Genomic DNA, 16,314 nt, shown 5'->3' with positions numbered 1-16,314 from the left:
AAATAAAGAGAGTTCTTTTACCAAACTACCCCCACAAAGGGTTATTTTAATCCTAAATTTAACCCCAATACACTTTATGTTCACTTTAGGGATAAAAGAAAATCCCGCCCCAGCACGAAACTGGAAACGGGATACTTCTATATTAAGGGCGCTTAGAAGCCGCCCATGCCACCCATAGCATCAGCGTCAGGCATAGCCGCGCCTGCTGGCTGAGGCTTTTCGGCTACGACGGCCTCGGTGGTCAGGAACAGTGCAGCGATGGACGCAGCGTTCTGCAGGGCAGAACGAGTCACCTTGACTGGGTCATTGATGCCCGCAGCCATGAGGTCAACGTATTCGCCGGTTGCAGCGTTCAGGCCCTGGCCAACTGGCAGGCCAGCAACCTTGTCAGCGACAACACCTGGCTCCAGGCCAGCGTTCTCAGCGATCTGCTTCAGTGGAGAAGACAGTGCAGAGCGGACGATCTTAACGCCGGTGGCTTCGTCGCCGGTGAAGCCCAGGTCGTCGTCAAGCACGTGCGAAGCCTGCAGCAACGCAACGCCACCGCCGGCAACGATGCCCTCTTCCACAGCAGCCTTAGCGTTGCGGACAGCATCCTCAATGCGGTGCTTGCGCTCCTTGAGCTCAACCTCGGTAGCAGCGCCAACCTTGATCACTGCAACGCCGCCAGCCAGCTTGGCCAGGCGCTCCTGCAGCTTCTCACGGTCGTAGTCAGAGTCGGAGTTCTCGATCTCAGCGCGGATCTGGTTCACGCGGCCTTCGATCATGGAGGCCTGGCCAGCACCCTCAACGATGGTGGTCTCATCCTTGGTGATGACTACCTTGCGGGCGGTGCCCAGCAGCTCGATGTCAGCGGTCTCCAGGGAGAGGCCGACCTCTTCGGAGATAACCTGGCCACCGGTGAGGATAGCCATGTCCTGCAGCATTGCCTTGCGACGATCGCCGAAGCCTGGAGCCTTCACAGCAACAGACTTGAAAGTGCCACGGATCTTGTTCACAACCAGAGTGGAGAGAGCTTCGCCCTCAACGTCTTCGGCGATGATCAGCAGTGGCTTGCCGGTCTGCATAACCTTCTCCAGCAGTGGGAGCAGGTCCTTGATGTTGGAGATCTTGGCGGAAACCAGGAGGATGTAAGGGTCCTCGAGGACAGCTTCCTGACGCTCCATATCGGTAGCGAAGTAACCAGAGATGTAGCCCTTGTCAAAGCGCATACCCTCGGTAATGTCGAGCTCAACGCCGAAAGTGTTGGACTCCTCAACGGTAATGACGGATTCCTTGTTCAGCTTGCCGCCACCAACTGCGTACATTGCCTTAGCGATCTGAGCGCCGATAGCTGGATCAGCTGCGGAGATGCCAGCGGTAGCTGCGATCTCTTCCTCGGTCTCGATTTCCTTGGCAGTAGCCAGGAGCTGCTCGGTAACCTTTGCTACAGCCTGCTCGATGCCGCGCTTGATACCCATTGGGTTAGAGCCAGCAGCAACGTTGCGCAGACCCTCGCGAACGAGCGCCTGAGCCAGAACGGTAGCGGTGGTGGTGCCGTCGCCAGCGACGTCGTCAGTCTTCTTGGCAACTTCCTTAACCAGCTCAGCGCCGATCTTCTCGTAAGGCTCCTCGAGCTCAATCTCACGAGCGATGGACACACCATCGTTGGTGATGGTCGGAGCGCCCCAAGACTTCTCCAGGACAACATTGCGACCCTTTGGGCCGAGGGTGACCTTAACGGCATCTGCCAGGGTGTTCAGACCCTTTTCGAGGCCACGGCGTGCTTCTTCATCAAAAGCGATGATCTTAGCCATGTAAGTATGTACTCCTTGATTGTTGAGGACGACACTCACGTCTGTTCAGCGGGCGCCCGCGACGGCACGGTCGGTGAGTGTATTGCCAACCTCACCCGCTAAGTTTCCTGGCACTTAAGCAATGCAAGTGCTAGTACCGTTTTTAGCAGTCAATAGAGGCGAGTGCAAGATAGTTCGCTGTCAGCACCTGTGGCGTCGAAAAGCCCGCGTCTACACTGGACTGCATGACTTTCGCTAATACCGACGCCGTCCGGGCCCACATCACGGGCCAGCGCGACCGCATCTTCCAAGACCTCGCCGAACTGACCTCATTTAACTCCGTCCACTCCACGCCTGAGCTCGAAGATCAGCTCATGGGCGCCGCCGATTGGGTTGAGCAGGCGCTTACCGACGCCGGACTCGATGTCACTAGCCACGATGGCATCGACGGAGCCCGGATCTTCATCGCCACCAAGGCCCCGGAGCCCGGCCAGCCGACCGTACTCCTCTATTCCCACTACGATGTTGTCCCTGCCGGCGACCTCTCCAAGTGGACCAATGACCCGTTCACCCTTACCGAGCGCGATGGCCGTTGGTACGCCCGTGGCGCAGCCGACTGCAAGGGCAACCTGGTCATGCACCTCGCCGTGCTCCGCGCACTGAAAGAGCTCGGCAACACCAATTTGGGACTGCGTGTCGTCATTGAAGGATCCGAGGAGATGGGCGGCGAAGGCCTCGACCACCTCATCGACACCCGCCCCGAGCTCTTCGCCGCCGACGTCATCTTCATCGCCGACACCGGCAACGTCTCCGTTGGCACCCCAACCCTCACCACCAGCCTCCGTGGCGGCGGCCAAATGCAGGTCACCCTGGACACCCTGAACGCTCCGGTCCACTCCGGCAGCTTCGGCGGAGCCGCTCCGGACGCCGTCTTTGCGATGGTGCGCCTACTCGACACGCTTCGCGACGACAATGGCCTTATCTCTATCGACGGCCTCGACTGCTCCCAGACCTGGCCTGGCCTGGCCTACCCAGAAGAAGACTTCCGCTCCGACGCGGGCATTCTGGACGGCGTATCCGTCATGGGCTCCGGGGTAGCCGGAGTGGCCGACCAAGTATGGGCACGCCCGGCAGTGTCCATTACTGGTTGGACTTCCACCCCAGTAGCTGAAGCCGTCAATGCCGTTCCCGCTACCTGCTCCGTCAACTTGCAGTTCCGCGTACCACCAGGACAATCCTCGGCTCAGGTTGCAGAGGCCCTGGAAGCCCACCTGCGGGCGCATGTGCCATGGGGCGCACACATCAGCATTTCCACATCCGGTTTGAACGACCCCTTCAGCACCGACACCGCCAGCCAAGCCGTCGAGTTCTTCTCCCAGTGCATGGCCTCCGCTTACGGAAAGGACGTTGTCACCGTGGGCGCCGGCGGATCCATTCCGCTGTGTGAAAAGCTCCAGAGCATCATGCCTTCCGCCGCGATCACGTTGTTCGGAGTGGAGGAGCCATCCTGCCTCATCCACTCCCCTGACGAGTCCGTCGCTCCAGAGGAAATTCGAGATGTCGCGATCGCAGAGGCGTTGTTCTTGTTGAACTACGCTAAGTAGTTTTTTGCTGATTGGCTGAAGGAATCTGAATTGGTTCCTCCAGGGGGATGGGTAAACCTTGCTGGGCGGGGTAGGTTTACCCACTATTTGGTTACTCGAAGCGTCGAATCGCGGGGTAAATCTAGCCGAGCGAAGCAGGTTTACACACCGGACGGTTTCCCAGCCGGTCGGTTCGGCCACACCTCGCCGCTAAATGCACATGCTTCATGGCCGGCTCGGCGAAATGACAGCACGTGCCAAAACAGGGCGTTATCCTCCTCGCCGGAAGATATTGTCACCCACATCTGCCAGCTCAAATTCATGACCAGCAGGGATAAACTTTGGTTAATCACGACAAAATTTACTAATCCCGACCAATGAAACGACATTTCCCATTACCCCCATCACCTACCCCACAATTGACCAACCGTGTGACCCGCGTTACTGTGACCAACATGACTATTGCAAACCTAAACCTCCGAGTGGCCAAGGCTACGTACCCCAGCGAAGGACAGACTGACTGACCCCCTTCGCATGGGGAAGTAGTCGTTAGAACACCAGCACCTGGGTCGGTCCGAAAAGAATTCACCCGAAACAAGAAGGACCACACGAAAATGTTCACTAAAACGACCACCTCCCCACGCACAGGTTTTCAACGTCATACCAACGAGCTGGCAGCTGACCCTTTCCAAGCACGATTCGGCCACAACCTGCCTAGCGATCTTCGTGAAGAAGCTCGCGGAATGTCCTGGCGGACGTTCACCGAGACCTACGCACCTACCAGTGCCATCCGAATTCACAACATGTTTTCCGAGCCACTTCATGGCCACAAGTTCAACTACTTCACGAACATCACCACCATGCGTGGCGGACGCCGTATTACTCTCGGTCGCGACATTGAAGCGACCGGCGCAATCTCTGCGTGCACCAACATCCTGGGCGACCTCGGTTACCCAATTGAAATCATGAAGTTCCACCAAATGGATATTTTTGAAGCGACCGTCACCTTCATCCAGGCAACGCATCGCGGAACCACCGTTTGGGCAATGGGATTCGGCCCTGACCGGGACAATTCCGGAGCCGCAGCAATGAGCTCTGCAGCTCACCGCCTCCACGGACACAAGATCTCCACCACTAACTAAAGCAAAAACCCGGTGACGCACAGGTCACATTTTGGGTACACTCGGTTGCATTGCCGCGCCTAGCAACACCAGCTTGAAGACGCCGGCAATGCAACTTTTTGTTTGCCCACCACAAGGATTGCCCGGTGGGGCGACAAGTGAATTGTGAGTTGGCGTCGATAAGCGGCCTGAACCTGCCTGCCTCCCGAGCCGAAAACTCCCCTGGTGATAACACTTTTCTTCAGCCTTGTCCTAATGTCCGTCCTGGCCCCGCTCCTCATTAGAGCCCTGGGCCCAAAAGCCTTTGGGCTGCTGGCCATTGTCCCCGCTGCGGGTTTCGGCTGGATCGCATTCCTCTTTGCACGGGGCGATATTCATCGCGAATACCATCGCGAGTGGATGTCCAGCGCACATCTCAATATTGACCTGATCCTCGATCCCCTCGCGGGCATCTTCAGCTTGATCATCCTGGGGATGGGCGCCCTCGTATTGCTGTACTGCTGGGGCTATTTCGGCGGCGCATCTAAGACGACTCCAAAGCGATTGCAGGCTTTCGGCGGGCAGATGGCAGCCTTCGCGATGGCCATGTTCGGCCTGGTGATCTCGGACAACTTCCTACTGATGTTCGTATTCTGGGAAATCACCAGCGTGCTCAGCTTCCTGCTGGTGGGTTACTACTCGGAACGAGCCTCGTCCCGCCGCAGCGCCGGCCAGGCTTTGCTGGTCACTACCTTGGGTGGCCTCGCCATGCTCGTGGGCATCATCTTGCTTGGTGTCGGCGCGGGCACGTGGCAGCTGTCGGAGATCTCGCGCCACGACAGCTTCAACCACACCCCCTACGCCATCACCGCAGTCGTGTTGATCCTGGCGGGCGCGCTGTCCAAGTCCGCGATCGCCCCCATGCACTTTTGGCTGCCCGGCGCGATGGCCGCCCCCACCCCGGTGAGCGCGTACCTGCACTCGGCAGCGATGGTGAAAGCTGGCATTTACCTGGTGGCGCGCGTGTCCCCGGCATTCGCGACGGTCCCAACGTGGCACCTCGCGGTCATCCCCCTCGGCGTTTTCACCATGCTGATGGCGGGCTGGATGGCGCTGCGGCAAAAGGATCTGAAACTGATCCTGGCCTATGGCACGGTCTCGCAGCTCGGCTTCATTATCACGCTGGTCGGCATCGGTTCGCGAGAGGCGCTGATGGCAGGCTTGGCCCTGACATTCAGCCATGCACTGTTCAAAGCGGCCCTATTCATGGTCGTTGGCGCGATCGACCACGCGACTGGCACTCGCGATGTGCGTAAACTCTCCGGGCTCGCACGCAAACAGCCAGGCTTGGCGCTCATCGCAGTGCTCTCGGCAGCATCAATGGCGGGTATCCCACCGCTGCTCGGATTCGTAGCTAAAGAAGCCGCGATCACCACAGTTTTCACTGAGGAACTGCTCGTGGGCATGCCGGGCAAGATGACACTTACCGGCATCGTCTTAGGTTCCATCCTCACCATGGCCTACGCGCTTTACTTCGTGTGGTCGGCCTTCGCCACCAAACCTGGCATGGGTTGTTCGGCTGAAGTGCGTGGCATGCACCGGGTGGGCACGTGGCTGTGGCTGCCGCCCGCTATTCTCACCGCGTGCAGCGTCCTGATTGGTTTGTTCCCGCAGCTTATCGACGCCCCCATCACCGCCCACCTCACCGAGGCCTTCCCACACGAAGCTGCCGATAGCCACCTGAGCTTGTGGCACGGCTTCACTATCCCGTTGGCGATCTCCGGCGTGATCATCGTGGTAGGCGCCGTGCTGCACTGGCAGCGCAGCCTGGTAGCGAAGCTGCACTTCGAGCAACCTGCCCTCGGCGACGCGAACCTGGCTTATGACTGGGTACTGGAATGGCTACGCAAGATCTCCTTGCGGATCACCGCGACCACGCAGCGCGGTTCCCTGCCAATCAACGAAGCAATTATCCTGCTGACGCTGGTACTGCTGCCGTTGTTGTCATTGATCACTGGTGAACGGTCGTTCGTACGGATGGAAATGTGGGATTCCCCGATCCAGGGCTTCATTGCGGTCCTGGTGATCATCGCAGCGATCACCGCTACCGTGATGGATAATCGCATTTCGGCGCTGATCATGGTGGGCATGACGGGCTACGGTATCTCCGTCATCTTCGCATTGCATGGTGCCCCGGACCTCGCACTGACCCAGTTGCTGGTGGAGACGATCTCAATGATGATCTTCATGCTGGTGCTTCGTAAATTCCCGCCGAGCACCGAGCGTGCGAACAGCAGCACCCTCGTCCGCGGGCGCGCTTGGCTGTCCGTGGCTGTGGGCGTAGCGGTGATGGTTGTCGCTGTCTTTGCTATGAACGCCCGCGACAACGGTCCGGTTTCCGTCTACATCCCGGATCTGGCCAAAAACATCGGTCACGGCGCCAACGCGGTGAATGTGCTGCTGGTGGACATCCGTGCCTGGGATACTTTCGGCGAGATTTCGGTGCTGGTGGTGGTCGCTACGGGTGTGGCATCGCTGGTCTACCGCACGCGTGATTTTTCCCGCGATTCCCGACGCCCGACTCTCCTCGCCGAGGGCGGTCGCTGGCTGGCCACCTCGGATACGGAACGGGCCCGCAACCGCTCCCTCATGATCGACGTGGCCACCCGCGTGCTCTTCCCTTCGATGCTGGCACTGAGTGCCTACTTCTTCTTCGCCGGCCACAACGGTCCTGGCGGCGGCTTCGCCGGTGGCCTGGTCGCCTCGCTGGCCTTCACGCTGCGTTATCTGGCTGGTGGCCGCCGAGAGCTGGATGAGGCGCTTCCCGTCGATCCCTCTACTCTGCTGGGCATCGGCTTGCTCTTATCTTCGATCACCGCGATCGTTCCCATGCTTTTCGGACTGGCTCCTCTGACCAGCCAGTTCTGGGAATTCCATCCACCGCTCATCGAGCACATGGCGATCGTCAGCCCCCTGGTATTCGATGCTGGGGTATACCTGATCGTCATCGGACTTATCCTCCACGTACTGCAAAGCCTCGGCGCGCAGCTCGACCGGGACGAGGAAGCCCGCAAGGAACGCGCCCGAGAACGCGCCCGAGTTCTCGCCCAACGATTCGAACGGAAGGAAGTATAAGTCGCCATGGTTGCCAATTTCTCCCTTCTGCTCGCCGCGGCTGTCCTCATCGCCTGCGGAGTGTTCCTACTGCTTGAACGCGCGATTACCAAGATGCTCCTCGGCTTGCTCCTCATGGGCAACGGAGCCAACCTGCTCATGCTCACCGCTGGTGGCGGCGCGGGCGCCCCACCCATCAAAGGTCGCGATACCTCGCTCACTGCTGTGGACGCCGACCCGCTAGCCCAGGCGATGATCCTTACCGCCATTGTCATCTCGATGGCCATGACTGCGTTCATCCTGGCCCTCGCGTATCGCCAGTACCAGTACCGAACCGCAGATATTTTGCAGGACGATACGGAAGATACGGTCGTCGCAAAGCGCCCTGCTACTGCCTCGGCCGCCCCGGACCACGACCGTTCCGACGACCCCGACACCGGCCGCCCGACCTTGATCGGCGATGCCTTCGGCCCGAACTCCTTTGAGAAGCCAGTGCAGGAGGACCGCGATGCTTAGTTCCCTGCTGCCACTGCCGGTGATCATTCCGGCGGTCGCCACCGCGCTCGTCCTCGTGGTGAAGCGGTCCCACAACGCGCAGCGCTTCGTCGCGCTCGGCGCACTATTTTCCCTGATCGTGCTGGGCGTAACCTTGGTCGTGCTCGTAGACCAAACCGGAATCCACACGCTGCGCGTCGGTGGCTGGGACTCGCCGGTGGGTATCACGCTGGTGGCCGACCGTCTGGCCGCGATCATGCTCGCCGTTTCCTCCCTCGTACTGTTTTGTGTGATGTGGTACGCGATTGGGCAGGGGCTTCGCGACGGCACCGAAGACGAACCCGTCGCAGTCTTCATTCCCGCGTACCTGCTGCTCACGATGGGGGTGAACCTGGCATTCTTGGCTGGCGACCTCTTCAACTTGTACGTCGGCTTCGAAGTGCTGTTGGTGTCCTCCTACGTCCTGCTCACGCTGGGCGCGTCCCCTTCGCGCGTGCGCGCGGGTGTGTCCTACGTGATGGTGTCCATGCTCAGCTCGCTGATCTTCCTGCTGGCCTTGGGCTTGATCTACGCCTCCGTGGGCACGATGAACATGGCTCATATTTCGGTGCGCATGGAAACCGTGCCTTCGGGTACTAGGACCGCGATTTTCGCCGTGCTGCTCATCGCCTTTTGTATCAAGGCTGCGGTGTTCCCCCTGTATTCCTGGCTGCCAGACTCCTACCCGACCGCCCCGGCGCTGGTCACAGCGGTGTTTGCCGGACTGCTCACCAAGGTCGGCGTGTATGCGATCATCCGGGCCCGCACCGTGCTTTTCGTCGATGGCAGACTCGACTACGTCCTGATGTGGGCCGGGCTCTTCACCATGGTGTTCGGCATTCTTGGCGCGATGGCGCAGAACGACATCAAGCGTCTCTTGTCCTTCACCCTGGTGAGCCACATCGGCTACATGATCATGGGCATCACCTTCGCCTCGGAGCACGGACTAGCGGGAGCGATCTTCTACGCCGTGCACCACATTCTCGTGCAGACCGCACTGTTTCTCGTGGTCGGCCTCATCGAACGTCAAGCAGGATCTTCCTCGCTGCGTTCCCTGGGATCGCTGGCCTACACGGCACCGTTGCTCGCCGTCCTGTACCTGATTCCGGCCCTCAACCTGGGCGGTATCCCACCGTTCTCCGGCTTCCTCGGCAAGGTCATCCTGATTGAAGCCGCCGCAGAGCGCGGAGGTTTCATGGCCTGGCTGCTGGTCGGCGGCGCGGTGATCACTTCGCTGCTCACCCTCTACACGATGGTTTTGGTGTGGTCGAAGGCGTTTTGGCGTGACCGCGCGGACGCCCCAGACGGACACTTGGCCACTGCCCGCCCCACCCCGCTGTCAGATATGCAGGACATGGTCTCTCTGGAAGAACGAGCAGACGTCGGCCGGATGCCGGTGGGCATGGTGGCCCCGACCTCCGCTTTGGTAATTGCTTCGCTGCTGGTCACTGTCCTGGCCGGCCCACTCACTGGGGTGGCAACCCGTGCGGCCGATGCCTCCCTGGACGTGTCGGTGTACCGATCTGCAGTGCTTGGCGATGCCGGTGCGCAGCCGGGGCGCACGCCAAAGGTGGTGCCATGATCAGCGGATTTCGTAGGCGCTTCCGTCCGTTCACGGTCGCCTGGATCACCTTGATGTGGTGCCTGATGTACGGCGAGTTTTCCTGGGCCAATGTCATCGGTGGCTTATTAGTCGGAGTAGCCATCGTGCTGCTGTTTCCCCTGCCAGCATTGCCTATTGCCGCCCTTGGTGTGCGGTGGGGAGCGTTAGTTGGGCTTGGTTGGTTCTTTGTTAAAGATCTGGTCGATTCCTCCATTCGCGTGAGCATTCTGGCGCTGCGCCCTTCGTCGCAACCGCCGTCGGCAATCATCAAGGTTCCGATGCGTGTCCAGGAAGACTTCGTCTTCTCCCTGGCGGTGTCCTTGCTGAATCTCACGCCGGGTGGCTCCGTGATGGAGCTCGACATTTCCGGTCGCATGCTCACGATGCACATTCTGAATGCCCGATCCACCGGTGAACTTCAACGCAGCATCGACGGTATTGCAGAACTCGAAAAGCGCCTCATTCGTGTCTTTGAGAAAGGAAACTAGATGGATCCGGCACTCTACAACGCATTTTTAACAGCTGCGGCTGTTGGATTCGCTCTCGCCTTCCTGATCAACGGCTACCGTCTGCTCGCCGGTCCTAACTCCGTCGACCGACTCCTCAGCCTTGATGCCACGGTTGCCATGATCCAATGCGTCCTTGCACTGTATATCTGCTGGACACTGGATACCACCGTCTCCAACGCGATGATGGTGGTCGCGCTCCTCGGCTTCATTTCTTCCGTCGCCGTGACCCGCTACCGAAAGAAGGACACCAAATGAGCCTGTTTTTGGACATCGCTTCGCTGGTCTGCATCTTTCTCGGCACAGGCCTGGTGTTGGCTACGGCGGTGGGAATGGCCAGGTTCCGGGATACGCTCTCGCGCCTGCACTCGGTCACCAAACCCCAAACCTTGGGTCTGATTCTCACCGTAATCGGGGCGCTCCTGCGTCTCCTCGGCTCAGGCCCACTGACTCCCGGCAATAAAGGCGACATGGGAGTGCTGATCCTGGTGATCCTCTTTGCGCTGCTTACCGCACCGGTGGTCGCACAGCGCATCGGACGCATCGCCCGGCGCGAGGGTCTCTTCGACCCCGACTTTTTGATTCGAGATGATACGCAGGGCTCGGCCAACTAAGGGCGAAGCGTCTCCAACTCATCGCACGCCAGGTCAACGACAGCTTTCCAGTCATCAGTTTCTTCAAAGCGTTCCCGCTGGCGCTGGTAGGCAGCCTTGCCGTCCATAATCTCGCGGACGAGTTCCAACTCGGCAGCGCAGCCAAGCTGCTCGGCAAAGGGGCGGAGTACATCCAGAAGCAGCTCAAGATCTTCGGTGACCGGCACCTCGTCAGTATCGCGACTGGTAATGATGATCGCATCCATGCCATAACGGGCAGCACGCCACTTGTTTTCCGTGTTGTGCCACTGTTGCAGGCTCGGCAGGGATTCACCAGCTTCAAAAAGGCTGTCGTAATAGACGATCAGGCAGTGCGTGAGCGCAACGATTGCGGCGAGTTCGCGCAGGTTAGTAGGCGCGTCTGAGAATCGGACCTCAATGGTGCCCCATTTTTCGGCTGGACGAATGTCCAAGTGCATGGAGCCATCGTGGTCGATTACGCCGGACTTCTTCTGGTCAGCGATGAAAGACGAATACTCTTCCCAGTTCTTAAAGTCGTAAGGAATCCCAGCTGTGGGAAGTTGCTGGTAGAGCATGGTTCGGTTGGAGGCATAGCCGGTATCCTTGCCATCCCAGCCCGGGGAGCTCGCAGACAGGGCGAGCAAATGAGGGTACTTGGTCATCATTGCGTTGATGACGGGCCACACCCGGTCAGCGGTATCGATGCCGACATGGATGTGCACACCCCAGATCAGCATCTGCTGCCCCCAGTACTTGGTGCGTTCCAGAATCTCGTTGTAGTGAGACTTATCCGAAATGATCTGGTCAGAGGAGGACGCGAAGGGGTGGGAGCCGCTCGCCCACGCGCGGGCGCCACGAACTGCCGCAGCCTTTTCGACGGCCTCAAGCCCGGCGCTCAGCTGACCGATGGCCTCCCCCACGGTGGCGCAGACGCCCGTGACCAGCTCGACCGTGTTGGCGAGGAATTCCTTTTCCACGCGAACTGGGAGCTCTTGCTCAGCGAGGTCTGCGATGACCTGTTCTGCCAGCGGCACCAGGTCGCGGGTTTCTGGGTCAATGAGCGCGATTTCCCATTCCACGCCAAGAGTGTGGTTTTGGGTTTGTGCGAACGCGTCTGTCATGCCCCGATTCTAGCGGTTCAGATCCTCAGCGATCACGAGAATGACACCAGCAGGCTTATCTTTCAGCGCATCAATACGTGGCTGGGCAGTAATTTTCAGCTGATCAGCGATCTTGCGAGCCGCGGCTTCCTCATCAGCATTGCCGGGGGTGAAGAAGGCGACGGACTTCGGCAATACCTCATCAGGGAAGTTACCGCTCTCCACGTCTGCGAATCCCTTTGACTTCAGATCCTCTGCCACTCGGTTGGCCAGGCCTTGGACGGTGGAGTTGTTGAGAGCGAAGACCTTAGGGGTCGCACCGGAGGTGGCGGCAGGTGCTGCTGGCTGGGACGGAGCTGCGGAAGCGGTAGCTGCCGGAGAATTTGCGGCGCTCGTAGCAGGCGTAGCTGGTGCGGCCGGCGCTGCCGACGCATTAGCGGCTGGCTTGTTAGCCGAAGTCTCGGCAACAGTGACCTCTTCCTGGGCGGTGTTGGTGCCGGAATTGGTCATGGAATATACGCCCCACGCGAGGAGAAGCACGGCGACGGCGATGATGATCATGGCGATGCCACGAAGTGGGAGTCCGGACGGCTGTGGAGGGGTTACTTTAGTAGACACGAGTCACAGCTTACCCTCCAGTCACATTAATAGCGGAGATTGGCACGCTGGTGTCGAATGCGTTCCAGCCGGTGGACCAACACGGGGAACTCGGCGACGGCGGCTGGGTCGTCGATAAGCGCGTTGAGACGGTGGAAGTAGCGTACGGGCGTGATCCCCAGCTCCGCGCGAATAGCTTCCTCTTTGGCGCCCACATTGCGCGGGGCACGTGATTCAAACTCCAGGAGGGTGCGGTCGGCTTCGCTCAAAGGCATGAGAACAAGGGTATATGCTCGTAAGTTATGACCGTTCGTCCCATCGTCATTCACGGCGACCCAGTCCTTCACAACCCCACCGAGCCGGTGACTGAAACCCCTGCCGAGCTCGCTGAACTTATCGCAGACATGTACGAGACCATGGACCGCGCGCACGGCGTCGGCCTGGCCGCGAACCAGATTGGCGTGGGCAAGCGCCTGTTCGTCTACAACTGCCCGGACGTAGAGGGGCCATCCGGTTCCTTAAAAACGGAGGAGGAGATCGCAGCGCAAGGCGGCGAATACCGACGAGGCTGCGTGATCAACCCGGTACTGGAAACTTCCGAGATCCCCGAGTCCATGCCGATAGACGACGGCACCGAGGACGAGGGCTGCCTTTCCGTGCCTGGCGAGTCCTTCCCCACTGGTCGCGCGGACTGGGCGCGCGTCACTGGTACCGATGAAAACGGATCACCGATCACTGTCGAAGGCTACGGCTTCTTCGCGCGTTGCCTACAGCACGAAGTAGGCCACCTCGACGGCTTTGTGTACACCGACGTGCTGATTGGCCGCTGGAAGCGCATGGCCAAGAAAACAATCAAAGCCAATGGTTGGACGTCTGCAGGTCAGACGTGGACTCCGGGCGTAGATGAGGACCCGTTTGGCTACGACTCCTAAAGTTGGCGACCGGGTTATCGTCCGTCGCCGACTTCCGAACACCCCAGGTCACCTCTCCGATGTGATTGGTCACGTCGTTTCGCTGTCCCCGCTGGTGGTGCGCCCACAATCTGTCGGCGGATTAGTCTCGACCGCAGCTGGTGTCGAGATCCCCCGGGATCTCGTGCAGGTAATCAAGGTGCTGCCACCTCGTCGGGTGCGCAATTCCGACATCCGCGCGATCGAGTACGCCACCGCGGCCGCTTTCCCCGGCATTGAGCACACATGGGTGGACGGCTGGCTGCTGCGCGCTGGCGACGGCATCACTGAGCGCTCTAATTCTGCGGTGCCGCTGGGCCCGTCTGCAGGCATGTCTCCGGTACCTCTACCTGCGATTCTCGAGTTCTACCAGCGTCACGGATTGCCACCGCGCGTGCTCATTCCTGACCGGATTGCCCCAGCTACCCAGCGCCTGGCCCAGGCCGCAGGGTGGGAATTGGGCCCGGACATCGTCGTCATGTCCCGATCACTTTCTTCCGCAGTCCCGCTCCGCGATGACCTCCGCTTCGAGGTCCTCGATCAGCCCGACGATGCCTGGCTTGCGCTGTACCACTTCCGTGGCCAACCGCTCCCGCCTACCGCCCTGGAGCTGCTGCGCACCCAGATCGACGGCCTGATGTGCTTCGGCCGGATCCTCACCGCCGATGGTGCCACTGTCGCCATCACTCGCGGAACGTTGACAGATTCACCCGACGGGCGTCGCTTCCTCGGCTATTCCGCCGTGGAGGTAGCACCTGCCTATCGACGCCAAGGGCTAGGCACAGCACTCGGCCAATGCATGCTCAACTGGGGATTCAACCATGGAGCAGACAATGCCTATCTCCAAGTGCTGGCCTCGAATGAGGCGGGGATTGGGTTGTACGAGAAGCTTGGGTTCCTCGAGCACCACCGGCATCGCTACGCTACGGTAACTGCTTCCTAACCACACGGGTGCGAGCGAAGCGATCGTGTGGCGCTACTCCGAAGGCATCAGCCTTGGCGGCACCGGCGTACCACAGCCCCACGCCGATCGCGGCTACGGGACCCGCGATGGGAATCATCGGCAGGAGGAGCCACAGGTTGCGACGTGCGGTTTGCCCCACGTCGACCGGGGTGTCGGCTGGGCCGACCACGCGCAGCCCCATGACGCGCTTACCGATGGAACCTCCGGCCGCATCAAAGGTAACCTGCCAGAGGTAAAACAGCACCGGCCAGGCAAAAGCGGCAGCCAAGGTCCACGGCTGTGAAAATGCGATAGCTAAGCCGATCACTACGGTGACGAACATACTGGTGAAGATAGCGGCATCGATCGCGAGGGCGCTGACCCGGCCAGCCACGGGAGCGTTGTCCACGGAGCGCGGACCGATATTTCGCCCAGGCAGGAAGGCGTTGTATTTCTCCAGCTCTCCGTAGGACACTGGAATCGACATAGCATCGCGCACCTCGCGGGCGAGGCGATCACGCACCGGCTTGGCGTTCAACACGCGCTCCTTTACTCCATCATTATGGGTCTCACTAGGGATAACGGCTGAGAGGTGAGATTGGTTCCTTGTCTTCTTTTTAATTCTAGTTTTTTTGTTCTGCTAGCCCTCCTTTTTCCAGGCAGAACACTTTTAAATTAGCCCTTGTGTTCTATTTTTCGTTTGCTATAATGGAGGCATGAACATCGGGGGATTTTCACTCACATCGACACTCAGCCAAGTCCGGGAACTGTTACAGTTCGCCGTCGACTTCGGCGAGGATTTCGATGCTTTCCCCGAGCTTTTGGAAATCAAAGAGCTGATCGCACGGCTCGAAACCGATATGGCTACTGGTAAGGAAAAATACGAACTCGAGCGCGCCGGCGCTTCTGCAAGCCAGGCCCTCCGTATTCACCGTCGCTCCACAAATACATGGAACAAGGAAGTCCCGGCAGAACACCAAGACCTCATTTTGTCCGCACTGGAAAAGCCCTCACCTGCATCCACCGAACGTGAGAACATTTACCAGGAGGCAGCAGCTACCGCACTCGCTTCCACCCCAAAGGCCACCCACACTTACGCTAAACAACTCGTACGTGAAGAAAATAAGCGCCTGGCACGGGATCCTCATCACGCCTTCGCTCAGCGGCGCTTCCAACTCCGTGACCAAGACGAACACGGCGGTTGCTCCTTCTCCGGCTATGCCCCGGCTGCCCACGCCGCTCTTCTAAAAGCCCCCATGGACGATGCCTGGCGCTGCGAAAAGGCCGAAGAAGACGAAGCGAAGGATGACAACCGCACCATTGCCCAGCGCCACGCCGACAACTTCTTCCAAGTGCTCCGCTGGGCCTCCGGCACCCGCCAAGACACCACCGGCCACTGCTCCCTCGTCATAGGCGTGAAAGAGACCGACGAATTCAACTGGCGCGCCTCCTTCGGCAGCAACGTCGGCATCGACCTCACCCTGTATGACCTCTCTCTGCTCGATGGACACCGAATCATCGATTACATCGTGGTCCACGACCAAGATGGAGCAGTAAAATCCCTAGTCACTTGTTCAAGATCTGCCACCTTCAATCAGCGACTTGCCATGTTCTCCCGCGACGGATGCTGCGCTTACCCCGGTTGCGACGAGCCACTCAGTCGTTGCGAAGCGCACCATGTACTCCCCTGGGCACGAGGCGGCCCCACCGCTATCGATAACCTTGCCCCATTGTGTCGAAAACACCACTGTTGGAACGATGACAGCTACCTCGAAGCACACATCAGGATGTCGCTTTCGGGCATACCTATGCATGTCGACAAATACGGCAACTACACACGCAACAACAGCGCTCGGGCACGAAACTCCAACGGTCGGCACGTAGCCAGGTAGGTT

General features: G+C 59.6%; 16 protein-coding genes. 11 read left to right on the top strand and 5 right to left on the bottom strand.

Features of this window, described 5'->3' with window-relative positions:
* Positions 1–152 precede the first annotated feature (152 nt).
* On the bottom strand, positions 153–1,796 hold the full coding sequence (gene groL / locus CKALI_RS01665; RefSeq protein ID WP_156191661.1) for a chaperonin GroEL: 1,644 nt from the start codon (positions 1,794–1,796) through the stop codon (positions 153–155).
* Between the two features lie 224 nt (positions 1,797–2,020).
* On the opposite strand from groL, the gene CKALI_RS01660 reads away from it, so the two are divergent.
* From CKALI_RS01660 to CKALI_RS01625, 8 genes are all read left to right on the top strand, one after another.
* Complete coding sequence (locus CKALI_RS01660) at positions 2,021–3,379, top strand: dipeptidase (RefSeq protein WP_156191660.1); 1,359 nt, start codon at positions 2,021–2,023, stop codon at positions 3,377–3,379.
* 593 nt (positions 3,380–3,972) lie between these two features.
* Positions 3,973–4,500: an acetyl-CoA acetyltransferase gene (locus tag CKALI_RS01655; RefSeq protein WP_156191659.1), complete on the top strand. Its 528-nt coding sequence runs from the start codon at positions 3,973–3,975 to the stop codon at positions 4,498–4,500.
* Between the two features lie 204 nt (positions 4,501–4,704).
* Complete coding sequence (locus CKALI_RS01650; protein ID WP_156191658.1) at positions 4,705–7,593, top strand: Na+/H+ antiporter subunit A; 2,889 nt, start codon at positions 4,705–4,707, stop codon at positions 7,591–7,593.
* Between the two features lie 6 nt (positions 7,594–7,599).
* On the top strand, positions 7,600–8,088 hold the full coding sequence (locus CKALI_RS01645; RefSeq protein WP_156191657.1) for a Na(+)/H(+) antiporter subunit C: 489 nt from the start codon (positions 7,600–7,602) through the stop codon (positions 8,086–8,088).
* Complete coding sequence (locus CKALI_RS01640; protein WP_156191656.1) at positions 8,081–9,688, top strand: Na+/H+ antiporter subunit D; 1,608 nt, start codon at positions 8,081–8,083, stop codon at positions 9,686–9,688. Before CKALI_RS01645 ends, CKALI_RS01640 begins: the two co-directional genes overlap by 8 nt.
* Positions 9,685–10,197 carry a Na+/H+ antiporter subunit E gene (locus CKALI_RS01635; RefSeq protein ID WP_156191655.1) on the top strand — a complete coding sequence of 171 codons (513 nt, stop codon included), beginning with the start codon at positions 9,685–9,687 and terminating at the stop codon, positions 10,195–10,197. The genes CKALI_RS01640 and CKALI_RS01635 overlap by 4 nt, the downstream gene beginning before the upstream one ends.
* Entirely contained in the window at positions 10,198–10,473 is a 276-nt protein-coding gene (locus CKALI_RS01630; protein WP_156191654.1) for a monovalent cation/H+ antiporter complex subunit F, read from the top strand.
* On the top strand, positions 10,470–10,829 hold the full coding sequence (locus CKALI_RS01625; protein WP_156191653.1) for a monovalent cation/H(+) antiporter subunit G: 360 nt from the start codon (positions 10,470–10,472) through the stop codon (positions 10,827–10,829). The genes CKALI_RS01630 and CKALI_RS01625 overlap by 4 nt, the downstream gene beginning before the upstream one ends.
* Here CKALI_RS01625 and CKALI_RS01620 read toward each other — a convergent pair.
* The 3 genes from CKALI_RS01620 to CKALI_RS01610 are packed head-to-tail and all read right to left on the bottom strand — an operon-like array spanning position 10,826 to position 12,801.
* Positions 10,826–11,950 (bottom strand): glutamate--cysteine ligase, encoded by a 1,125-nt coding sequence (locus tag CKALI_RS01620; RefSeq protein WP_156191652.1) that lies wholly within the window; start codon positions 11,948–11,950, stop codon positions 10,826–10,828. The genes CKALI_RS01625 and CKALI_RS01620 overlap by 4 nt on opposite strands.
* 9 nt (positions 11,951–11,959) lie before the next feature.
* On the bottom strand, positions 11,960–12,547 hold the full coding sequence (locus CKALI_RS01615; protein WP_231580505.1) for a LytR C-terminal domain-containing protein: 588 nt from the start codon (positions 12,545–12,547) through the stop codon (positions 11,960–11,962).
* A 26-nt stretch (positions 12,548–12,573) separates the two neighbouring features.
* Positions 12,574–12,801: a DUF3263 domain-containing protein gene (locus CKALI_RS01610; protein ID WP_156191651.1), complete on the bottom strand. Its 228-nt coding sequence runs from the start codon at positions 12,799–12,801 to the stop codon at positions 12,574–12,576.
* Between the two features lie 27 nt (positions 12,802–12,828).
* On the opposite strand from CKALI_RS01610, the gene CKALI_RS01605 reads away from it, so the two are divergent.
* Together CKALI_RS01605 and CKALI_RS01600 are read left to right on the top strand one after the other, a co-directional pair.
* Positions 12,829–13,458: a peptide deformylase gene (locus CKALI_RS01605; protein WP_156191650.1), complete on the top strand. Its 630-nt coding sequence runs from the start codon at positions 12,829–12,831 to the stop codon at positions 13,456–13,458.
* Positions 13,430–14,419 (top strand): N-acetylglutamate synthase, CG3035 family, encoded by a 990-nt coding sequence (locus tag CKALI_RS01600; protein ID WP_156191649.1) that lies wholly within the window; start codon positions 13,430–13,432, stop codon positions 14,417–14,419. The genes CKALI_RS01605 and CKALI_RS01600 overlap by 29 nt, the downstream gene beginning before the upstream one ends.
* On the opposite strand, the gene CKALI_RS01595 is transcribed toward CKALI_RS01600, so the two are convergent.
* Entirely contained in the window at positions 14,400–14,960 is a 561-nt protein-coding gene (locus CKALI_RS01595; RefSeq protein WP_156191648.1) for an RDD family protein, read from the bottom strand. The genes CKALI_RS01600 and CKALI_RS01595 overlap by 20 nt on opposite strands.
* A gap of 175 nt (positions 14,961–15,135) precedes the next feature.
* On the opposite strand from CKALI_RS01595, the gene CKALI_RS01590 reads away from it, so the two are divergent.
* Entirely contained in the window at positions 15,136–16,311 is a 1,176-nt protein-coding gene (locus CKALI_RS01590) for an HNH endonuclease signature motif containing protein (RefSeq protein WP_156191647.1), read from the top strand.
* Positions 16,312–16,314: the final 3 nt, after the last annotated feature.

The sequence above is a fragment of the Corynebacterium kalinowskii genome (assembly GCF_009734385.1).
Lineage (GTDB): Bacteria > Actinomycetota > Actinomycetes > Mycobacteriales > Mycobacteriaceae > Corynebacterium > Corynebacterium kalinowskii.
This window is presented reverse-complemented; position numbering and strand designations above follow the sequence as displayed.